Origin of the sequence: Actinomadura darangshiensis (genome assembly GCF_004349235.1) — a bacterium.
Classification (GTDB): domain Bacteria; phylum Actinomycetota; class Actinomycetes; order Streptosporangiales; family Streptosporangiaceae; genus Spirillospora; species Spirillospora darangshiensis.
This window is the reverse complement of sequence record NZ_SMKY01000091.1, coordinates 1-20722: the sequence shown is the minus strand read 5'-3', so window position 1 is coordinate 20722 and position 20722 is coordinate 1. Positions and strand designations below refer to the sequence as shown.

Annotated in this window: 21 protein-coding genes; 15 read left to right on the top strand and 6 right to left on the bottom strand. The window is 70.3% G+C overall.

Features of this window, described 5'->3' with window-relative positions:
* Positions 1 to 73: 73 nt before the first annotated feature.
* Positions 74 to 1375 (top strand): hypothetical protein, encoded by a 1302-nt coding sequence (locus E1293_RS20615; protein WP_132199076.1) that lies wholly within the window; start codon positions 74 to 76, stop codon positions 1373 to 1375.
* Here the strand turns inward: E1293_RS20615 and E1293_RS20610 are convergent.
* Genes E1293_RS20610 through E1293_RS20595 form a run of 4 tightly spaced genes read right to left on the bottom strand, consistent with a single transcriptional unit; the run spans position 1263 to position 4275 of the window.
* Positions 1263 to 1832, bottom strand: coding sequence for a hypothetical protein (locus E1293_RS20610; RefSeq protein ID WP_132199075.1), 570 nt, complete (start codon positions 1830 to 1832; stop codon positions 1263 to 1265). The two genes, E1293_RS20615 and E1293_RS20610, sit on opposite strands and share 113 nt — an antisense overlap.
* Positions 1829 to 2431 (bottom strand): DUF4352 domain-containing protein, encoded by a 603-nt coding sequence (locus E1293_RS20605; RefSeq protein WP_132199074.1) that lies wholly within the window; start codon positions 2429 to 2431, stop codon positions 1829 to 1831. The genes E1293_RS20610 and E1293_RS20605 overlap by 4 nt, the downstream gene beginning before the upstream one ends.
* Positions 2428 to 3042 (bottom strand): DUF4352 domain-containing protein, encoded by a 615-nt coding sequence (locus tag E1293_RS20600; protein ID WP_132199073.1) that lies wholly within the window; start codon positions 3040 to 3042, stop codon positions 2428 to 2430. Before E1293_RS20600 ends, E1293_RS20605 begins: the two co-directional genes overlap by 4 nt.
* Before the next feature lie 45 nt (positions 3043 to 3087).
* A complete protein-coding gene (locus E1293_RS20595) occupies positions 3088 to 4275 on the bottom strand; it encodes a S8 family serine peptidase (protein WP_132199072.1) in 1188 nt (395 codons plus the stop codon).
* Between the two features lie 216 nt (positions 4276 to 4491).
* Here E1293_RS20595 and E1293_RS20590 point away from each other — a divergent pair, with 216 nt between their 5' ends.
* The 7 genes from E1293_RS20590 to E1293_RS20560 all read left to right on the top strand — a co-directional run bounded on the left by E1293_RS20590 (position 4492) and on the right by E1293_RS20560 (position 10612).
* Positions 4492 to 4791, top strand: a complete 300-nt coding sequence (locus E1293_RS20590; RefSeq protein ID WP_132199071.1) for a hypothetical protein — start codon at positions 4492 to 4494, stop codon at positions 4789 to 4791.
* 19 nt (positions 4792 to 4810) lie between these two features.
* Positions 4811 to 6088, top strand: a complete 1278-nt coding sequence (locus E1293_RS20585; RefSeq protein WP_132199070.1) for a hypothetical protein — start codon at positions 4811 to 4813, stop codon at positions 6086 to 6088.
* A gap of 44 nt (positions 6089 to 6132) precedes the next feature.
* The gene (locus E1293_RS20580; protein ID WP_132199069.1) at positions 6133 to 6771 is read left to right on the top strand and encodes a hypothetical protein; all 639 of its coding nucleotides are present in this window, start codon (positions 6133 to 6135) and stop codon (positions 6769 to 6771) included.
* 1 nt (position 6772) lies between these two features.
* A complete protein-coding gene (locus tag E1293_RS20575; protein ID WP_132199068.1) occupies positions 6773 to 7390 on the top strand; it encodes a hypothetical protein in 618 nt (205 codons plus the stop codon).
* Between the two features lie 379 nt (positions 7391 to 7769).
* Positions 7770 to 8069, top strand: a complete 300-nt coding sequence (locus tag E1293_RS20570) for a hypothetical protein (protein WP_132199067.1) — start codon at positions 7770 to 7772, stop codon at positions 8067 to 8069.
* 30 nt (positions 8070 to 8099) lie between these two features.
* The gene (locus tag E1293_RS20565; RefSeq protein ID WP_132199066.1) at positions 8100 to 9386 is read left to right on the top strand and encodes a hypothetical protein; all 1287 of its coding nucleotides are present in this window, start codon (positions 8100 to 8102) and stop codon (positions 9384 to 9386) included.
* Positions 9386 to 10612: a hypothetical protein gene (locus tag E1293_RS20560; RefSeq protein ID WP_165978322.1), complete on the top strand. Its 1227-nt coding sequence runs from the start codon at positions 9386 to 9388 to the stop codon at positions 10610 to 10612. The genes E1293_RS20565 and E1293_RS20560 overlap by 1 nt, the downstream gene beginning before the upstream one ends.
* A gap of 48 nt (positions 10613 to 10660) precedes the next feature.
* On the opposite strand, the gene E1293_RS20555 is transcribed toward E1293_RS20560, so the two are convergent.
* Both E1293_RS20555 and eccCa read right to left on the bottom strand, forming a co-directional pair.
* Positions 10661 to 11140 (bottom strand): YbaB/EbfC family nucleoid-associated protein, encoded by a 480-nt coding sequence (locus E1293_RS20555; protein WP_132199064.1) that lies wholly within the window; start codon positions 11138 to 11140, stop codon positions 10661 to 10663.
* 9 nt (positions 11141 to 11149) lie between these two features.
* A complete protein-coding gene (gene eccCa / locus E1293_RS20550; protein WP_132199063.1) occupies positions 11150 to 15103 on the bottom strand; it encodes a type VII secretion protein EccCa in 3954 nt (1317 codons plus the stop codon).
* Between the two features lie 309 nt (positions 15104 to 15412).
* On the opposite strand from eccCa, the gene eccD reads away from it, so the two are divergent.
* The 7 genes from eccD to E1293_RS20515 all read left to right on the top strand — a co-directional run.
* Positions 15413 to 16810, top strand: coding sequence for a type VII secretion integral membrane protein EccD (eccD, locus tag E1293_RS20545; RefSeq protein ID WP_132199062.1), 1398 nt, complete (start codon positions 15413 to 15415; stop codon positions 16808 to 16810).
* 16 nt (positions 16811 to 16826) lie between these two features.
* Complete coding sequence (gene eccB / locus E1293_RS20540; protein WP_132199061.1) at positions 16827 to 18272, top strand: type VII secretion protein EccB; 1446 nt, start codon at positions 16827 to 16829, stop codon at positions 18270 to 18272.
* A gap of 82 nt (positions 18273 to 18354) precedes the next feature.
* Positions 18355 to 18645 carry a WXG100 family type VII secretion target gene (locus E1293_RS20535; protein WP_132199060.1) on the top strand — a complete coding sequence of 97 codons (291 nt, stop codon included), beginning with the start codon at positions 18355 to 18357 and terminating at the stop codon, positions 18643 to 18645.
* A gap of 244 nt (positions 18646 to 18889) precedes the next feature.
* On the top strand, positions 18890 to 19204 hold the full coding sequence (locus E1293_RS20530; protein ID WP_132199059.1) for a WXG100 family type VII secretion target: 315 nt from the start codon (positions 18890 to 18892) through the stop codon (positions 19202 to 19204).
* A 36-nt stretch (positions 19205 to 19240) separates the two neighbouring features.
* Positions 19241 to 19531: a WXG100 family type VII secretion target gene (locus E1293_RS20525; protein ID WP_132199058.1), complete on the top strand. Its 291-nt coding sequence runs from the start codon at positions 19241 to 19243 to the stop codon at positions 19529 to 19531.
* 122 nt (positions 19532 to 19653) lie between these two features.
* Complete coding sequence (locus tag E1293_RS20520) at positions 19654 to 20028, top strand: hypothetical protein (RefSeq protein WP_132199057.1); 375 nt, start codon at positions 19654 to 19656, stop codon at positions 20026 to 20028.
* A 29-nt stretch (positions 20029 to 20057) separates the two neighbouring features.
* On the top strand, positions 20058 to 20722 hold a 665-nt coding region (locus E1293_RS20515; RefSeq protein WP_132199056.1), incomplete at its 3' end, for a WXG100 family type VII secretion target.

Below are 20722 nucleotides of genomic sequence, written 5' to 3'. Positions count from 1 at the left end.
GTCCGGCCCTTCCGCTGCGAACCCCGCCGTCCCACCCCACCGGGGACGGCGGGGTTCGTTACGATCGGGCCCGATGTCCTGGTTGTCTGCACGTTCGCCGCTGATCCTCCCGTGGGCCGCGCTGAAGCTCGCGGGACGGTTCGTCCTGCCGCTCGCCCTGTGGTTCACGACGGGGGAGCTGCTGCGCTACGGCGCGATGTACGGCGGCTACAAGCTCGGCACGATGAAGGGCGCGGCGGCGACCGCCGCGCCGATCGCCACCGTCGGCCTCCTCGTGGTGATCACGCTGACGGTGACGGTGCTCATGGTGCACAGCGTCCGGGAGGGACTGGACGTCGTGCACGCCCGCGAGTCCGGCGGCGGCCTGACGCCGTGGGCGGTGGGGAACGAGGAGTCGGTGATCGGCGCGATCGGCCGCGCCGCCCTCCCGTTCGTGATCTTCTACCTGGCGTGGGGGCGGCAGGCGGACGACGCCCGCGAGTTCGCCGACATGGCCGCGAGCCGCGGGTTCGCCGAGGGCGGCATCCAGGGGCAGATCGAGGGCGTCGGGCTGCTGCTGTCGATGGAGAAGCACGTCGGTCTCGCGATCGGCCTCACCGCGGGCCTGTTCCTGCTGAAGGTGCTGGCGGAGTGGCGGCTGGAGGAGCGGCTGCCGCGCGCGATCGGCGCGCTCGTCGCCTTCCTTGAGGTGAACTTCGCGCTGTTCGGCATCTTCACGATCGACCATCTGCGCAGCAAGGGCGTCGACTGGCTCACCGGCCGCGAGGTCTGGGCGTGGGTGAACGGCACGGCCGGTCCCGTCCTCGGGCTGTGGGGGCCGTTCAAGGACGCGGTGCTCGGCGCGCTGATCCTGCTGGTGATCGCCGGGGTGATCCTCGGGCTGGACGCGGCCGACGAGCGGGTCGTGCTCGGCGGCAGCCGGACGGCGCGGCGGCTGGCCAGCGCGGGCGGCATCGACCGGGCGGGCAGCCCGCACGAGCTGCTCACCCGCGGGTTCCGGGAGATGTGGCTGCCCGCCTGGTACGGGCTGCGGCTCGTCCGGCGGTCCGGGATGATGCCGTTCGCCACGTTCTGCCTGCTGTTCACCGGGCTGCAGGTGGGGGAGGACGCCGCCACCCGGCTGGTGTACGAGGTGATCGGCCCGCACGAGGTCACCTGGTGGGTCCCGGTGATGCCCTTCGTCGGCTACGGGACGGGCCTGGTGTTCGAGATCCTGCGGATCTGCCTGCTCGCGGCGGCGTTCAACCTGGTGATGGCGCGGGTCAGTGCGAGAACCGCAGCGAAGGCTGTGCGCCCCCGGGTTTCCGTGCCGTCTTCGGTGCCTGGATCTCCAGCTCCAGCTCGTCCGCCTTGGCACGGGGCACCGTCCCCCTGACGGTGAAGCCCATGGCGACACCCGCCCTGGGCTCGCCCGTCTTCAGCGCGGTCGCGCTCCATTCGTGGCCGTCGCCGTCATGGAGCCGGAAACCGAGCCCGTACGAGCCGACCGCCTTGGCGCTGGCCGCGTCCGACGGGCGGACGGCGAGCTTGAGCCGCAGCTCGGTCACGTCGCCCTGCGGCTTCGCGCCGAGCGGTTCGCCCGTCGCCCGGCCGTAGATCTTCCACTGCGCGCCGACCAGCTCGCCGATCTGCCCTTCGGCGACGGTGGTGACCTTCTCCGGCGGCTTCAGGTTCTTCCGGACGTTGCCGTCCTCGTCCTTCCACTGCAGGACGAGCAGCGCCGACACCGCGCACACGAGCGCGATCGCCTCGACGATGCGCCTGTCCCTGGGGCGGATGCCGGACCGTCCGGGCAGCGGGATGCCGTCAGGTCTCGTGTCGGAGGCCGTCACGGGCTCCCCGTCTCGACCTTGAAGCGCTCGGGTGCCGCGCGGACCAGTCCGGCCGCGCGGTCCTTGCTCAGCCCGAGGTCGACGTCGGCCGCGGCGGACAGCTGCGGCAGCAGCCCGCCGGTGCCGACGACGAGGTGCGCGCCCTCGACCCGGTCCTTCGGCACCTCGAACAGGAACGTGGCGGACGTCCAGATCATCGGCTCGAACGTCGGCTGGGCGCCGGTCCCGGCGCCGGTCCGCGGGTCGTCGTCGAAGGTGTAGCCGCCGGGCGTCTCCAGCGTCGCCGACCTGAGCTCCAGCGGCTCGTCGCGGCTCGTCGCCCGGATCCGCACGATGAGGTAGACGCCGTCCGTCCCCGTCGGCGGGTGGTTGCCGAAGCTCAGCTGCGGTGCCAGCGACCGCGCCGCCTCCACCTTGTCGACCCGGACGCTGAAGTCGCCGGCGTCGATCTCCTCGCCGATCGAGCCGCCGGTCCGGATCGGGTCGAGGAGCGACGCCTCGACCTTCGGATGGACGGTGTGCAGCCACATCGCGCCGGCGAGCAGGAGCGTCCCGCCGATGCCGGCGCCGCCGCGCAGGAGCACTTCGCGCGCGTTCATCGGCCCACCGGGAGGGCGAGGCGGCCGGCGAGGGCGTCGTCCGCCTTGTCGGGCAGCCAGTTGAACGCGGTGTCGGTGAACCCGTGGTCGTACTTCCACATGCGCAGGCCGACGGTCAGCTTCGCGGGCACCTCCGACTGGCCGAGCTTCCACATCGCGGACGCCTCCACGGGCAGTCCCGGCTGCGTCGTGCTCGTCGCCGTGCCGCCCGCGACCCCCTCGAACCGGTCCGGTTCGACCCATTTCCCGGCCGCGGTGCGCGCGACGACGCCGTCCTTCAGGCCGCCGTCGCTCAGCGAGACGGTCTCCTTGCCCTTGTTGAGGACCCGCATCCGCACGATCAGGTACCGCTCCTTGGCGGCGCCGAACTGCCCGTCGGCGAGCCCGGCCCGCGCGTCATGGACGGTGACGCTGAACAATCCGAGGTCGAGCGCCTTGCCCGCCGGCTTGCCGGGCTGCTTCGGCGTCTCCTTGAACCCGCCCGCCACCCACAGCACCGGCGCGAGGACCGCCACCGCGACCGCGACCGAGACCGGCACGACCCAGCGCCGCGCCGGTGCGCGCCGCTCCTGGTCTGCCGGCGGCGGAGGGACCGGCGCGGTGGACTGCATCCGCCAGATGGTATTACGTGCTCAAAAAGTACGCGCAGGCGCTCGCTAGTCGTCCTCGGTCTCGGCGATCGGGGCGACGTAGCCGGGACGCCAGCCGCGGCGCCGGCCGGCCGGGATCAGCATCCCGCCCGCGGCCACCAGCGCGGCGACGCCGAGCGCGCCGCCGCCGATGCCGAGGGCGACGGCACGGGTGGTGGAGTCGGCGTCGTCCCGCATGGCGATCTTCACCGGCGGGCCGGCGGCGCCGGCCTTGCCGTCGCCCGCGACGCCGACCGCGGTCAGCGCCTCGAACGGGTTGATCATGCCGTGCCCGCTGCCGGTGCCCTTGCTGCCCTCCGCGGTGCCCTCGATCCGCTGCTTGACCTGCGCCGGGGTGAGGTTCGGGTAGAGCTGCTCGATCAGCGCGGCGAGGCCGGCGACGAACGGGGTGGCGAAGCTCGTGCCCTGCGCCGCGACGGCGTAGCCGCCGTCCGGTGCCGTGGTCACGATGTCCTTGCCGGGCGCGATGACGGAGACGGGCGTCGCGGGGTTGGAGAACGTGCTGACCTTCCCGTCCTGGCCGACGGCGCCGACCGAGATCACCCCCGGGTAGGCGCTCGGGTACATCAGCCCGGGGACGGTGCCCTTCTTCGGGTCGATGTTGCCGGCCGCGGCGACGATGACGACGCCCTTGGCGAGCGCGCTCTCCACGGACTTGCGCAGGCGGGGGTCGTCCCCGATCGACTGGGTGGAGACGTTGATGACGTCAGCGCCGAGCTGCACGGCCTCGTCGATGCCCTTGGCGGCGAGGCCGCTGTCGACGCCCTCGGCCTTGGCCGCGAACTTGATCGGAATGATCTTCGCGTCGGGGGCGACGCCGGCGAACGGGCTCACGCCCCGCTTGGCGGCGATGATCCCGGCCACCCAGGTGCCGTGCCCGAGGCAGTCCGCGGCGCTGGTCTTCGTCAGGTCCACGCCCTTGAGCAGCTGCCCGGCCAGCTGCGGGTTCGCCGCGGTGACGCCGCTGTCCACCACCGCGACCTTGACGCCGCGGCCGGTGGCGCGCTCGTGCGCGGCGTCGATGTTCAGGATCTTCTGCGCCCACGGCTGCCCGTTCTCCACGAGCTTCTGCTTGGTCATGACGCTCGCGGGCGGCTGGCAGTTGGCCGGGGCCAGCGGCGCCGCGTGCGCGACCGGTGCTGCGCACAGGGGAGCCAGGCAACCGGCCAGCACGGCGACCGCGGTCCATCTCATCCCGGGGACTCCTTTCACCCGACACGACTTTAGAGGACGTAAGCGGAGTTATGACGAGTTCACTGGGTGTACTGCCGTCCCAGCACAAGATGACCTATCCTGCGGTATCGACGGGGCCGTGTGTTCCGCCGGCCAGGCTCCCCGGCCGGGCGGCGCGCGGGCGGATGCCGCGCGCGAACACGGGTGGGCGCGGCCGGACGAGCGAAAGGCTGCGGTGTGGGCGAAGTCTCTGTGAACCCGGCGCGGATCGAGGCGCACGGCAAGGAGATCACGGACACGGTCAAGCCCGCCTTGGAGAAGGCGCGCAAGGGCCTGAACGACAACGGGACGGTCGAGGGCGGCGACTTCAGCGTCACCGGCACGCTGGCGTCCATGGCCTATCCCATGGGCCTGCAGTTCGTCTACGAGGATCTGAACACCCACCTCGAGATGCTCGACGGATTCGCGAAGAACCTCGGCACCGCGGCGAAGAACTACGGCGGCGCGGAGACGGCCAGCACGATCAAGTACGTCTGAGCAGATCGGGGGCGCCTCCATGAGCGCATTCAACTCCTACGACACCCTCATGGGCACCGCCGACACCGAGGTCGGCATCGCCCAGTTCATCCTCCCGCCGGCCGTGATGATCGCGGTCCAGTTCAAGCTGAGCAAGGGCAACCCGGTCAACCTGGAGAAGGCCGGCCAGGAGTGGGACAAGGCCGCCCAGGCCATCGAGGAGACGCGGAACCTGCTGCAGCAGGGCTCCTCCGCCATCTCGGCCAAGGACTGGACCGCCGAGGACCGTCCCGCCTACGAGCAGAAGGTCCAGGAGTTCTGCCAGCAGCTCGACATCCTGCACACCTACTGCCAGGCCGTCAGCATCGCGCTGATCGGGTTCGCGTGGGCGCTGTTCATCTACGCGGTCTTCGCGATCGCGATGGGAACGTTCCTGGCCGCGCTCGCCGCCGTCGCCGCGGCGGCCCTCGCCGGCATCATCACCGCGGAGATCACCGCCGCCTGCGAGGCGATCGCCGCGACCTGCCTGACCGTCACGATCGTCGCCACCGGCATCCTCGCGGCGGCCGCGCAGATGGCGGCCATCGTGTTCCAGGGCGGGTCGTTCCTGGCCGCGGTCGCCGAGTCGTTCAAGGGCAACGACCAGGCGCTGGACGACTTCATGACCGCGGAGGCCACCGGCTCCGCCGCCGCCCTCGCCAACCTCGGGCAGAACGCCATCAACGGCGGCCTCGCCTTCGCCGGGCGCGGCCCCAGCGGCAAGGGCCTGCCCATCTCCAACGTCGACCTCGACGCCGACCGCAACGCCGAGCACACCTGGAACGTCGGCGGCGGCGCCACCTACACCGCCCCCGGCGGGACGGAGATCACCGGCGGCGGCCACGTCAAGTACGGCGACCACGGCTTCGCCGGCGGTGATGTGTCCGGCGGCGTCAAGACCGCGGGCGGCGCCAGCGTCGACGGCAACGTCGAGTACACCGACGAGGACGGCATCGGCCAGGGCAACAGCGGCAGCATCAAGTACGGGGCCAACGCCGGCATCGAGACCCCCGGATCGTCGTCCACCACGCCCGGCGGCCCGGAGGTGCCCAACGCGAACGCCGGCGCGAAGGTGGGCGTCGAGGGCGAGCACGATTTCGAGACCGGCCAGGGCAAGGTCTCGGGGTCCGGTAGCGTCCAGGTCAACGGCGGCGACGTCATCAAGGACTCCGGCACCGTCAACTACGACGGCAAGGGCAACACGTCCACGTCCGGCTCGGTCGACACCCCGTTCGGGACGGGCAAGGCCGGCGACGAGACACCGCCGTGGGACAAGTAGAGACGAAGCCGCCGGGCCGCCGGCGCTGAGCCAGGAGGCCGCCCATGTTCGACGTGCCGGCACTGCAGATCAGGCAGCAGTCGTCCCAGCTCGAGTTCGAGATCAGCGACACGGCAGGGCAGCCGCTCGGCCGCGCCTCGCAGGTCTCCGGGCCGAAGCCCCGCAAGGGGCTGATGTCGGTGTTCGGGTCGGGCGTGGGCGACGCGCGGCTGGTCCTCCAGGTCTTCCTGGCGGACGGGACGCCGGGGTTCTACGTCGACCGGCAGGAGGGCTCCCCGGTCGCGGTCGTCGCCCCCGACGGCACCGTGCTCGGCCGGATGGCCGACGACCGGGTGGGCGCCGCGCAGCAGGCCGCCGCGCACGGCATCGGCGGCGGGACCCTGCGCGCGGTCATCGGCGCGATGGGGCCGAAGATGCGCCACCTCCTGCTGGACGGCGCCGACCGCCCGCTGTGCGCGCTCGACTGGACGCTGCGGATGAACAGCGCGCAGAACGACAACCGGCAGTGGCGGCCCGTCGCCTGCGACTACACGGACATGAACGGCACCGCCATCGCGCACCTCGACGTGCGGGAGGGCTTCCACAAGGACGAGTACGAGCTCCAGTTCGGGTACCAGCTGCCCGAGCCGCTGCACACGCTGATCGTCGCCTCGCCGTTCGCGTTCGACCTGACCCGGAGCTGATGTGCCGACCCTCTACGAGGCGCTGGCCTGGACGATGGACGAGCCGGGCCCGTCCCGCTCCTACGTGTTCCGCGACGGGGACGAGGTGCTCGCCAACGCCGCCCGCGTCCCCGTTCAGCGCCAGGACCAGGGGTCCTCGGTGCCGTACGCGGACCCGCACGCGCAGTACGACGAGACCCGCGTCGTCGTCTGCGTCGCCGCGCCGGACGGCTCCCCGTACTTCTACGTCGACCGGACGAACGACCCGATGCGTCCGCAGCCCGCGTTCGTCGTGGCGGCGGCCGGCGGCCTGATCGGCTCCATCGCCGTCGCCACCGGCGGCGTCAAGGGCGTCTTCTCGCTGATGTCCGGGAAGAGCGGCGGCCGGTACACCCTCCTGGACGCGCAGCAGCGGCCGCTGGCGACGCTGACCGGCCCCGGGCTGCGCGACCCGAAGGCGGAGGGCGCCGTCACCGACGCGTCCGGCACGGAGATCGCCCGGGTCGCGACCGACGTCTCGCCCTACAACGACCGCAGGCGCCGCCGCTCGATGCGCGTCCACCAGCCGCTTCCCGAGCCGCTGCACACGCTGGTCCTCGCGTCCCTGGTCGGCGTGGAGCTGATGACCCCCGCCACCTGACCGTCCCCTGGGGCGAGTGACTCTGCGTCCAAGTGACACGGTCGGTCATCGTTGCCTGACAGTCGGGTTGGTGTCCTTAACCGGTTCGGGCCGGACCGTTATCGCGAGTTGTCCGGCCCGAACCTGGGGCCCGTGACCCGTATGCAATCTTGTCTGACCACTTTGCGCTGCATGCGGGGTGGTACATCCGTTATCGGGTTGGTCGTCCTTTTTGGCCGTAAGGTGTCAGTATCATTGATGCGCATTACCGCGGGTGGAGTGCGGCCGGAGGCGTCCCCTACCATCCGTCTCGGCAAACGGAGTGGTGAAAAGGCGGCCCGGGATCACGCGCGATGCGCATCGGCGCCGATCCATTCGACCGGGAAAAGTGGGTGGCGCAATGGGCGGCGTACGGGTCGATCCGCACGGCATCAAAATGCACGGGCAGATGGTCGAGGACCGGGTCGTCACGCTGCTTGACGCCGCCAAGAAGAAACTGGGCGAGGACGGGGTCGCCAATCTCGAAGGCGGCGACTTCAGCATCACGCTCTTCGGCGCCGCGATGGGCTACCCGATCGCCGCCCAATTCGCGTTCGAGGACGTCAGCGCGCAGAAGAAGGAAGCCGACGAGATGGCCAAGAAGCTCGGGGAGACGGCGCTCACCTGGCATCAGGCGGAGCAGTCGAACACGGCCAAGTAGCGTCCGGGACCGGGCGAGAGCGGAGGAGCCGTGGGGCACGGCAGATCGGGTGGCGGCGCGGCCCCGAGCGGGTCGGTGGGCAGGACGGCGGCAGGCGGTGCCGGGGCCGGCGCCGTTCTCGGCGGCGCGGTCGGAGCCTCGACGGGCGGCGGCGTCCAGGCCGGGATCGTCGGCAGCGCCGAGGCCATGATGACGGCGGCGATCACCATGGCGGGCGCGGCCGTGACGCTGCCGCCCGCGCTGATGATCGCCTTCGAGTTCAAGCTGTGCTCGGGCAAGCCGCAGAACATCATGAAGGCGGCGTACGGCTGGGACAACGCCGCGGACTACCTGCAGAAGGCGGCCACCGAGCTGCGGGACCTGGTCGCCGCGCTGCCCGAGCAGACCTGGTCGGCGCAGGACCGCGACCGGTACGAGAGCACCGTCGACGAGTACTCCTTGCAGCTCGACTACCTGCACAACTTCTGCATGGCGGTGAGCATCACCCTCACCGTCCTGGCCTGGACGCTGTTCGGCTACGCCGTCTTCGCGATGGGCATGGCGACCTGGCTCGACGCGCTCGCCCTGGCGGCGCTCGACCCGCTGCTGACGCTGGAGTGCGAGGGGCTGGCGGCGACCGCGTACTCGATCACGACGGTCGCCACCGCCGCGCTGGGCGTTATGGGTGTGATGGCCGGCGCCGCCCTGACCGGTAGCGCCAGCCTCGTCGCCGACCTGCAGAGCCAGCACGGCAACCAGTACGCGAAGGCCGCCTTCGACGAGGCGTTCAAGAACGGCGGGAAGACCGCCCTGGTGAACCTGGCCCAGGACGGCATCAACGCGGGGCTCGCCTTCCTCAGTCGCGGCGACCCGGCCGACCGCAAGCCCTCGTTCCCCCTGAAGGAGATCGACCTGGACGCGGACCGGGACGGCGAGGGCGCCTGGAGCGTCGGCGGAGGCGGCAAGGTGGGCGTCGGCCCGATGGAGCACGAGCTGAACGGTCACGCCATCGTGAACAACGGCCATGTGACGGGCGGCGACCTGGAGTACAAGGGGAAGTACGAGTTCGGCGGTACGGGGCACTCCGTGGGGGGCGGCGGGAAACTCGAATGGGGCAAGCCCGGCGGCAACGACGGGCTCATTCCGGACAGCGTGACGGGCAGTGCCGGTTACGAGAACAGTGATACCGGTGAAAAGGCCGGCGTCGAGGGCGGCTACAAAGAAGGCAACTGGGAGGGAAAGGTGCAGGGCGGCGCGCTCAACGGCACTGCGGAGGTGGGCGGGTCGACGAAGAAGCCCGACAAGACGCCCGACGAGACCCCGCCCTGGGACCTCTGATGCCGGCGGCGGGAAGGGCCGAGAAGGGCGAGTACAAGGCATACGCGTGGCGGCGGCCCGATCCGCGCGGCTGGTTTCTCGTCCCCATCGGATGGGCTGTTCTGGGCCTGGCCCTGTGGTCGGGTCAGATTGCGGTCGGATATGCGGGCCTGGCCGTTCTGGCCTGCGCCGCAGTGCTGATTTCGGGCAGCCACAGTATCTGGACGTCCCTTTCGCTTGTGGCCGGCGTGCTGGCCGTTCTTCTCGGAACCGTGGACGACGAGTTCACGGCCGGGCAGATCGTCTGCACGGTGGTCGTCCTGGCCATTCCCGCGGTCGCCTTCCAATCCGGCCGTGTCCAGCGGGGCAGGCTGCCGTATCGGTATGACGAGCCGGAGGTCGTCCAGTCTCCGGCGCGGCCGATGGCCGACTACGGAAGCTGGTCCCTTCCCGCCGCCTCCGGGTTGCTTGACGCGCCCGTCGTGCTGCTGAATCGGTGGCGGCACGGGGACTTCGCCCTCACCGGCACGGCCGGGGAGCCGCTCGCGCGGGTCCGTGAGATTTCCCACCCGCGGTCTGACGACGGCATGCGCGCGGTCTTCGACCTGCAGATCGCCACCGCGCACCGGTACGCGTTCGAGGTCGCCTCGCCGGACGGCGTGCCGCTGTTCTTCATCGACGGCGCCGAGATCCAGACGGGCGGAACCGTGCCGAACGGGGCCGGGCTGAGCCGCTCGTTCGCGGTGGTCCTGCCGGACGGACGGCAGTTCGCGCGCAGCGGGTGGCGGTTCTTCGACCGCGTCTACGCCGACGTCCTCGACCCGGACGGTCTCCGGCTGGACGGCGACCAGTACGAGTGGTCCAAGTCGATGATCGTCAACAGCGGGAACCGCACCGTCCCCTGCGTCGCGGCGCGCAGGACGCTGCAGCGGGTCGGGCGGCGCCCCTACACCACGCTGCTCGATGCGGACGGCGCGGCGTTCGCCCAGGTCAACGACGGCCGCGGCGCTCCCATGGCGCGGCGCCTGGTCCGCTTCCGGGACCGGACCCCGGCCCCTCTCCGGGCCGCCGCCATCGCCTCGATGATCGTTCACGACGATGAGCGGCGGACCGGCGTCCTCGCCCCGGACCCGGCCGCGCCCGAGCCCTACCCGGAGTTCGCGCACACCCATGCCGCCCACTACCGGCGGCTGCGGACGTTCATGGACGGCCTCATCGCCGAACGCGGGCGGCGGCAGACCGGCTAGCGGAATCCGTTCCGCGGCGCCCTGGCCGGACCGGGGAAGCCGGACGGGTCAGCGCGGGCCGGGGAAGCCGGGGCCCTTGTAGTTGTCCATGGCCTCCTTGGCGCGCTGCTGCTGGAGTCCGAGCTCGCGCGCCAGGTCCCGCATCTGCCCGGCGAAGCCGTTGGCGATCTTGTCGAGGGACGCGAGGGCCTTGGACGGGTCCATGCCCTTCGCCGGGTCGTCCGGCACGTCGAACATCGCCTTGCTCGCCTCACGGGCCTTGGCCTGGAAGTCCTGCGCGGCGGCGTTGACCGCGGTGCGGATCTCCTCGCCGAGCTCCACGGCCGGCAGCCGCATCGCGCGGGGGTCGAGTTCGAGCTTGGTCAGGCCGCCCTCCGCCTTGTACTCGGCGATGACGCGGCCGTCGGCCGCCTCACCCCGGCCGACGGCGGCCTTGATGGACTCCTGCATCTTGCTGAAGTCGCCCATCTGCTCCTGCATGTCGCGCTGGTAGCGCTCGAACTCCGGCCCGAGGCTGAACTCGGCCATCGATTCCTCCTACTCCTGGTGTGCGGTCTGGATGAGGCGGGTGCCGTTGCGGCGGTTGATGAAGTAGCCGCGTCCGACCGGCAGCGAGTGCCCCTTGATGTTGCCGAGCACGACCCCTTCGTCCTTGTTGCCGGACATCAGCAGGCCGGGCGAGCCCATCTCCTTGATGCGCTGGAGGACCGGATCGTACATGGCGCGGCCGGAGCCGCCGAACGCGCGGGACACGACCACGTGCAGGCCGATGTCGCGGGCCTGGGGGAGCAGCTCGGCCAGCTGGGCGACCGGGTTGTTGGACGTGGCGACCAGGTCGTAGTCGTCGATGATGAGGTACAGGTCGGCGCCCGTCCACCACGACCGGTCCCGCAGCTGGTCGGGGGTGAGGTCGGCCGGTGGGAGCCGGGCCTGCAGCGCGCCGACGATGTCCTTGACCAGGCCCTGCGCGGCGGCCGAGGACGCCGCGTAGCCGATCCGGTGCTCGGTGTTGGCCGCGTCCAGGAGCGCCCGCCGGTAGTCGATGAAGATCATCCGGGCCTGGTCGGGCGTGTACCGCTCGATGATCCCGCCGGTGATCATGCGCATCAGGTTCGACTTGCCGCACTCGGTGTCGCCGATCATCAGGAAGTGCGAGTCGGACGCGAAGTCCAGGAACACCGGCGACAGCGACTCCTCGTCGATGCCGATCGGGATCCGCGAGCCGCTCTCCGCCGCGCTCGGCAGCGACGCGGCCGGCAGCACGGCCGGCAGCATCCGGACCTTGGGCGCACCCGGGCCGCTCCAGTTGGAGGCGATGGCGTTCACCATGTGCTTCACGCCCTCGGCGAGCGTGGTGTCGTTGCTGTCGCCGTCCAGCCTTGGCAGCGCCGTCAGGCAGTGGTGGCCCTCACGGGTCAGGCCGCGGCCCGGCTTGCCCTCCGGGACGTTCCCGGCCAGCTTGCGGTCGATCTCCGACTCGTACGGGTCGCCGAGCTTCAGCTCCAGCTTGGTGCCGAACAGGTCCCGGACGTTCATCCGGAACTCCGACCACTTGTTGACCGTGGAGACCACGTGGATGCCGTAGCCCAGGCCGCGCGCCACCAGGTCCGTGATGGTCGGTTCGAGGTTCTCGTAGTCCTGCCGGAGGGTCATCCAGCCGTCCACGATGAGGAACACGTCGCCGTAGCCGTCGCCGGTGATCTCGCCGGACGCCCGCATCCGCCGGTAGGTCGGCATCGAGTCGATTCCGCGCTCGGCGAACTCGCGCTCCCGCTGCTCCAGCAGCGAGGTGACCTCCGCCACGGTGCGCCGGACGCGGTCGGCGTCCAGCCGGTTCGCGACCCCGCCGACATGCGGCATGTCCGACAGCGCCGCGAGCGTGCCGCCACCGAAGTCGAGGCAGTAGAACTGCACCTGCTGCGGCGTGTGCGTCATCGCCAGGGACGCGATCAGCGTCCGCAGCATCGTGGACTTGCCGGTCTGCGGCGATCCCGCGATGCCCGCGTTGCCCGCCGCGCTGGACAGGTCGACGTACATCGGGTCGCGGCGCTGGTCGAACGGCTTGTCGGCGATGCCGACGATCGCGTGCAGCCGGTTCCGCCAGCCCTCGTGCTGCGTCGTCAGGCCGTGCCCCGGGACGACGGCGAGGGTCGGCAGCAGCTCGTCCAGCGTGGGCGGCGCGTCCAGCGGCGGCAGCCAGATCGGGTGCGCCGGCGGCCCGTGGTTCTCCAGCTGGCCGACCACCACGTCGAACAGGCTGGCCTGCGACTCGTTCTGCTGGTTCTGCTGCTGGTCCTGCGGGTTCTCGACGAGGTGCGGGCGGATGTAGTCGGGGATGTACGGGACGATCTGCTTGACGACCTGCGGCCCGGCCTTCTCCTTGGGCTGCAGGTCCTCGCTGGCGGGTCCGGAGACGTACGCGGCGCGGAACCGCGTCATCGACTCGGTGCCGAACTTCACGTAGCCGTGCCCGGGGGCGGACGGCAGCTCGTAGGCGTCCGGGACGCCCAGCACGACGCGGGACTCCTGCGCGGAGAACGTCCGCAGGCCGATCCGGTACGACAGGTGGGTGTCCAGGCCGCGGAGCTTGCCCTCCTCCAGGCGCTGCGACGCCAGCAGGATGTGCACGCCCAGCGACCGGCCCAGCCGTCCGATCATGACGAACAGGTCGGCGAACTCGGGCTTGGCCGACAGCAGCTCGGAGAACTCGTCCAGCACCAGGAACAGCGTCGGCATCGGCTTCAGGTCGGCGCCCTGCTCGCGGGCCTTCTCGTAGTCGCGCAGCGAGGCGTAGTTGCCCTGCGAGCGCAGGTACTCCTGGCGGCGGACCATCTCGCCGTGCAGCGCGTCGTACATGCGGTCGACCAGGGGGAGCTCGTCCTCAAGGTTCGTGATGATGGCGGAGACGTGCCGGAGGTTGTCCATCCCCAGGAACGTCGCGCCGCCCTTGAAGTCGACGAGGACGAAGTTGAGCACCTCGGACGAGTGCGTCACCGCGAGCCCGAGCACCAGGGTGCGCAGCGCCTCCGACTTACCGGAACCGGTGGCGCCGATGCACAGCCCGTGCGGGCCCATGCCGCCCTGCGCCGACTCCTTGATGTCCAGGTGGACGGGCCGCCCGTCGGTGTCGACGCCGATCGGGACCCGCAGCCGGTTGCGCGGCGGCCGCGGCCGCCACGTCTCGGCGGGGTTGACGTTGAACGGGTTCTCGATGCCGAGCAGCGAGGTGACCGTGGTGGCGCCGGACAGCGCGTCCTCCATTGGGCCGGACGCCTCGCTCGCGCGCAGCGGGGCGAGCTGGCGCGCCAGCGACTCGGCCTGCTGGAGCGTGATGGAGTCGGGATTGCCGATGCGGGTGCCGACGTCCTTGCCCGTGCGGTCCTTGGTGAGGCGGCCGACCTGCTCCTTGGTGACGGCGAGGCGCAGCATCGTCGGCTCCGGGGTCGGCGCGACCGACCCGGTCAGGTCGATGATGCAGACGCCCTCGACGCCCTCGGCCGCGAGCTGCGAGTCGTAGGACGCCTGCCCGCCGTCCATGATCACGATGTGGTAGGGCAGGTCGTCCTGGGACAGCCCCGGCTGGAAGCGGGGCCGGTCCTTGACCGCCTGGCCGAACATCGACTCCAGCGTGGTCATGCTCTCGGCCATGAGCCGCACCGGGCCGGCCGCGTCCTTCTCGGTGGGGTGCAGGTTGTGCGGGAGCCACTTCACCCACTGCCACCACGGCATCCGCTCGCGCGACGCGCACACCGTGATGCGCACGTCGTCGGGGGAGTGGAACGCCGCGATCTGCGTGATGAGCGCCCGGATCATCCCGTACACGGCCTCCGGGTCGCCGCCCGGGACGATCCGGGAGAACGACCGCAGCGACAGCGAGATCGGCAGGTTCGGCACGTTCGCGTGGGTGCGCATGAACCGGCGCAGCGCGCCCGCCGTCATCGGCTCCAGGTCCTCGATCGGCTTCGTCTCCGGCGCGATCAGCTGCACCGCGAGCTTCTGCGCGCCGCTGGCCAGCCGCACCTGGAGGAAGTCGTCGTCGGACGGGCGCCGCTCCCACAGCCGCGCGCTCATCGCCAGCGACCACAGCGAACCCGGGTCGGGGCTCGCCCACTCCAGCGCCTCGCGCTGCTGCTTGGCCGCCTTGCGGACCTTCTTGCGGACCTGCCCCAGGTAGCGCAGGTAGTCGCGGCGCTCGTTGTTCAGCTTGACCTTGCGCTCACCGCTGTTGCGGCCGACCTGGCCGAGCATCATGCCGAACATGGAGACGGCGAACATGCCGCCCGCCACGTACTGCATCGTCCCGCCGCCGCGGCCCGCCATCATCATGACCATGGCGCCGGAGCCCGCCAGCATCGGCAGGTACGTCATGACCGCCTGGAAGCCCTGCGGGATCAGCTCCGGCAACTCGGGCGGCGGCTCCATGAGGATCTCGCCCCGCGGCATCGCCGGAGGCTTGCGCCGCTCTTTCCGCCGGACGATGTCCGTGCTCACGCTAACCGTCCCTCCCAAACGCACCAGGCGGGGTGCGCACCGGCTCGCGGGCGCCCTGCTGCATACCGAATCGCGTGGTCGTACCGTTACTGGAATCGTACGAATCGTAGAGGCATCGGTACTGACGTGCTAGTTGCAGCCATCTCAGGGGTTGACATTCCGGGTTCCCGCCGGACACAGGATGAGATTAAGGTTGGCGGGTTCCCCTGACCACGACGCATGAGCATCCCCGGCGTACGAGGCGCCCCCGCAGGGCTCCACGCAGGTGCCCGCCCCCCGTCCGCACACAGGAAGATTTGCGAGGAAGTCTTGAGTGCGCTCCCAGGAGCTGACCTCTGCCGGATCACGGTCGTAGGACCGAGCCGGCGGGTCGACATCGCGCTGCCGGCCGACGCCACCTTCGCCGAGCTGTACCCCACGATGCTGCGCTACGCAGGCCAGAATCTCGCCGACTCGGGACTGGCGCACGGTGGGTGGGTGCTGCAGAAGCTCGACGAGGCGCCGTTCGACCCGGCCAGTACCCCCTCCCAGGCCGGTCTCCGCGACGGAGACCTCATCTATCTGCGTCCGCGGATGGCGCAGATCCCCGACATGGTGTTCGACGACGTCCCGGACGTCGTCGCGACCGGCGTCAGGGACCGGCCGGGACGCTGGCGCCAGGACTCCACCCGCAAGTTCGCCCTCGGCTGGGGCGTGGCGGGGCTGGTCGTCGGGGCGCTGACCCTGCTGCTGGCGGGCCCGTCCTGGATCGCCTCGGCCGCCGTCGCGGGCGGCGTCTGCCTGCTGCTGCTGGGCGCCGCGATCGTGCTGTCCCGCGCGGTCGGCGACGCCGGCGCGGGGGCGGCGATCGGCTACGCGGCACTGCCGTACGCGTTCCTCGCCGGCCTGCTCGGCCCGCTGCGCGACGACGCGCTGACCGACATCGGCGCGCTCCACCTGGTCGCCGGCTTCGGCGCGGTCGTGCTGGCGGCGACGGTGGCGGGCATCGCCATCGCGGACGGGCTGCCGGTCTTCTACGGGATCGCGATCGCCGCGCTGCTCGGCACGATCAACAGCGGGATCTCGCTGAGCTTCGACATGGACGCCGCCGGGATCGCCGCCGTCACCGCCACGGTGGCGCTCGCCCTGACCCCGCTGCTGCCCGGCGTCGCGTTCAAGCTGGCGCGGGTGCAGCTGCCGCCGGTGCCGGGCAGCGCCGAGGACCTGCGCCGGGACACGCTGATGGTCGACGGGCAGGCCCTGCTGAGCCGGACGGCGGTCGCCGACCGGTTCGTGACCGGGGGCGTGTCGGCGATCGGCCTGGCCACCCTCGGCGCGGTCGTCCCGCTGTCCTTCGACGGCGGCTGGGTGAGCCCGGTCATGTGCGTCGTCCTGGCCTTCACCGTGCTGCTGCGCGCCCGGATCTTCCGGGCCAGGGCGCAGAAGCTGTGGCTCCTCATCCCCGGGGTCGCGGGGCTCGGCACGCTCGCCGTCGCCACCGCGTTCGACATCGACTCCCAGATGATGCTGCTCGCCATCGTCCTCGTGCCGACGCTGGTCGTGTCGGGCATCGCGGCGGGCGTCGGCATGTGGCTGCCCGGCAACCGGCTGACCCCGTTCTGGGGCCGCGCGGGCGACATCCTGGAAATCATCCTGGTGGTGGCGCTGGTACCGCTCGCGCTCGGCGTCGCGGGCGTCTTCGACTACGTCCGCACCGTGGTGGGCTGACGAGGGAGGAGCCGCAATGCAGACGAAGAGAGATCTGCTCCAGGCGCACCGCCTGATGACCCACCGCGCCTCCCAGGCGCTGGTCCTGGGGGAGCCCGACTACCCCGAGCAGCCGCTGCGCAAGATGAACGTCGGCACCTTCGCCGGGATCATGGTCGGCGTCCTGGTCGCCGCCGTGTTCGGCATCATCGGCCTGCTCGTCGGCGGCGGCAGCAGCGGGCTGGAGCAGAAGGGCGTCGTCCTCATGGAGAAGGAGACCGGCGCCCTCTACGTTTGGTGCACCCCGAAGGGCGCCCAGAAGGACGTCCTGTGCCCGGTCGCCAACTACACCTCCGCCAAGCTCGCGGCCTCACTGGCCGGCGGCGGCAGCGGCGGGAACTCGCCCGAGAAGAAGTCGGTCTCGGCCAAGTCCCTGTCGGACTTCGCGCGCGGCCCGATGATCGGCATCTCCGGTGCGCCGGCCTCCGTCCCCGAAGCCAAGCGGCTCGTCGGCGGCCCGTGGTCGGTGTGCGTGCGGCAGAACCCGCAGGGCGGCACCGCCGCCTCGGTGGTGTCCCTGGTCGGCGGGCGCAAGGTCGGCGGTGAGGCCCTCGACCCGTCCGTCGGCGTCGTCGTCAGCACCGGGGCGAATGCCAACTGGCTGATCTGGAAGAACCAGCGGATGCGGCTGGCCCCGGCCGGCCTCACCGTGCTCGGCGCCTCCGCGCCCGCGGCGGTGTCGCCCGGGTTCGTGAACGCGCTCCCGGCCGGCCCCGACTTCGCGCCCCCGAACATCCCCGGCGCGGGCGGGACCCCGCAGTTCGCCGGCGCCGCCGGCAAGATCGGCCAGGTGTTCGTCGTGAAGGGCGTCGGCGGCGGCGACCAGCCGTACGTCCTGATGGCGGACGGGTACGCCCCGATCAGCGCGCTGCAGGCCGCCCTCATCCAGAACGCGGCGTCGTATCGGCTCCCCAAGGACAGCCCGCTGGACGGGGCAGCGGTCACCACGCACCGCTCGGCCGAGCGGGTCGTCGACGACCGCCTTCCGCAGACGCAGATCAAGGTGCGGCCGTACGACGCGAAGGAGTCGCTCTGCGTCGTCTACCCGGACGCGGCCAAGGGCTCCGGCAACGCCACGCTCACCGTCGGCGGCGGATCGGACCTGCCGATGCCGGCGCAGGCGTCCGGTTCGGGCGTCGACAACGTGGTGCTCCCGCCCGGAAGCGCCGTCCTCGCCGGTGTGCTGCCCGCGTCCGGATCGGTCGGGGCGATCAACACCTACGCGCTGATCTCCGACGACGGGCGGCGGTACTCGCTGAAGTCGGCGGACACCGCCAAGGCCCTCGGCTACAGCATCACCGCGGACGACAGCACCGATGCCGTCCCGGTGCCCGCGAATCTGCTCAACCTGGTGCCGCAGGGGCCCGTTCTGGACCCGCAGCGGGCACTTGAACCCATTCAACCGGCGAGTGGGGGTTCGTGATCTCCGAAAAAACCGAATTTACTCGGGTTACACACGAACTTGATACGATCACCGCTCGTCACAGTCTGCAGAAGGAGGTGCCGTGAGTCAGGCGTTCAGTACGGACTACGCCACGATGCAGCAGGCCCAAGCGATGTTCCAGAGCAAGCACCGCGAGATGGTCGAGCTGCTGGACTCGCTTGAGGCCGATCTGCAGAGTGGCCTGGGGCGCTGGGAAGACGACGCGCGCGATGCCTACTTCGAAGCCAAGGGGAGGTGGGATAAGGCCGCGCGTGAGCAGGCGAAGGCGGTGAAGGAGTTCGGCGAGGCGGTGGGCACCGCTCAGCAGAACTACCAGTCCGCCGAAGGGGCGAACACCCAGATGTGGGCCTGACGGCCCGCGGGTGAGCCTTTCGGCAGCGGCCGTCTCCGCCCGGTGGTCTACAGCGGGCCGGATCGTGTCAACTATCTCCGTTGCCAGCCTTGGCTGATCTTGGCAGGCTGGTCTGTGGCAAAAGCTTCAAGAGGTGTGCGTTGTGCCCGACCAAGGTGTTCAAAGTCGACCGGGTCGATGGTGGAACCGACGGGGGCTCGCGCCGAGTCGAACACAGGCAGTACAAAGTCGGGAAGGATGACTGATGAGCCAGAAGTCTTCGGTCGACAGAGCAGAAATGGCCCAGGCGGCCCAGCGGGTCGAGGAGGCCGCCCAGGACCTGCGCAAGATCCAGGGTGACCTCGGTCAGGAGCACGCGCAGCTCAGCGGCCGCTGGATCGGTGAGGCCGGCAGCGCCTTCACCAAGGTCTACAACGAGTTCGACGGTGAGCTGGGCAAGGTCCTCGACGTCCTGAACCAGCTGCACGAGAAGCTCGTGCAGGTGAAGATCAACTACGAGGGCAGCGAGCAGCAGCAGCAGGAGGCCGTCAACCGCGTCGCCGGCCTGCTCAACGGCTGACCGCCCATTCGGATCTAGGGACGACACGGAGGAACAATGAGTTACAGCTCGATGGACTTCGGTGCGATGGAGCAGGCGTACGCCGCGTTCCAGCAGAAGTTCAACCAGATGAACAGCGAGCTCGACGACCTCGCCAAGAGCGTCGAGAGCAAGCTCGGCCAGTGGGAGGACGGTGCGAAGGACGCCTACTTCGACGCCAAGCGTCAGTGGGAGTCTTCGGCCGCCGACATCTCGCGCATCGTCCAGCAGCTCGGTTCGGTCATCCAGTCCTCTGGGGAGACGGGCCAGAGCACTGTGCACAACAACGTCAACGTCATCGGCGGCTGACGACCGGTCAGACCGGCCGGCCACCGGGACTCCCAGGTGGCCGGCCTTGACCGCCGTCATGTCACAACTCTTCAGACGAAAGCCGTTACGGGGAGCGGGCTTCCGGCCCGCCGGAGGCTCACATGGGTGATCAGAAAAGCGAAATCGACACCGGCGAGGTCAAGAGAATCCTTAAGATTCTCAAGGAGAATCTGACCGATCTCCAGAAGGACGACGGCAACTACGATTCGGTCCACTCGAATTGCGACGTCACGTCCACTGACCTCGGGCGGTACAGCGCGGCGGCGGGCATCTCGGCCTCCTCGTCGTCGGCCTACAACCAGATCTCCACGCAGTACGGCTCCTTTCTTGACAGCTACAAGGGCATCGTCGAAGCCCTTGAGGAGATCGTGGGCAACCACGACAAGAAGGAGCAGGAGAACACCAACGCCGCCAACCGCGTGAAGACGAGCGACAGCGGCGCTGCGCCGACCACTGGTAACACGAGCACGTACTAGCCGGTGTGAATAGGGAGGATCGATAACTCATGGCTCCACCACAGCCGGGCGGCGGCACCACGTCCACCCCGTTCACCGGCACCATTCGCTCCCAGGTCGGCGGTTCCGCCGAGTGGGATGGCGGCATGGACGAGATGAACCAGATTCTCGACGGTATCAACCCGTCGAAGGTGAGCAAGGCCGGCACTACTTATGAGGCGGCGGCGAAGAAGTTCCAGCACGTCGCCGGTATCCTGCGGTCGCAGAGTTCGGCGCTGGCCGGCGTCTGGAAGGGCGACGACGCGGACGCCACCGTGAAGCAGATGGGCAAGCTGGAGAAAAGCGCGACCAACATGCAGGAGGTCTCGCAGAAGACCGGCGCCGCGCTGAAGGACCACGGCGAGAAGCTGGAGTGGTACAAGGCCCACCGCCCCGGTAAGGGCTTCATTGGCAACATCTCCTATGACGACGCGGGCGTCGTGGCCGCGGGCACCATGGTCGCGGGCCCGGCCGGCGGAATGATCGCCCTTGGCGGCAAGAAGCTCGGTGAGGCGTTCGGGCTGATCGACAGCGCCGAGGAGAAGGCCGCCAAGGAGCACATGAAGAAGCTCGGCGAGCGGACGCTCCAGGCCAACGACAACATGCCTCCGAACTTCTCCACCGACCTGCCGCAGACGAACGTCTTCTCGCAGAATCCCAACAACAAGTACCCGGG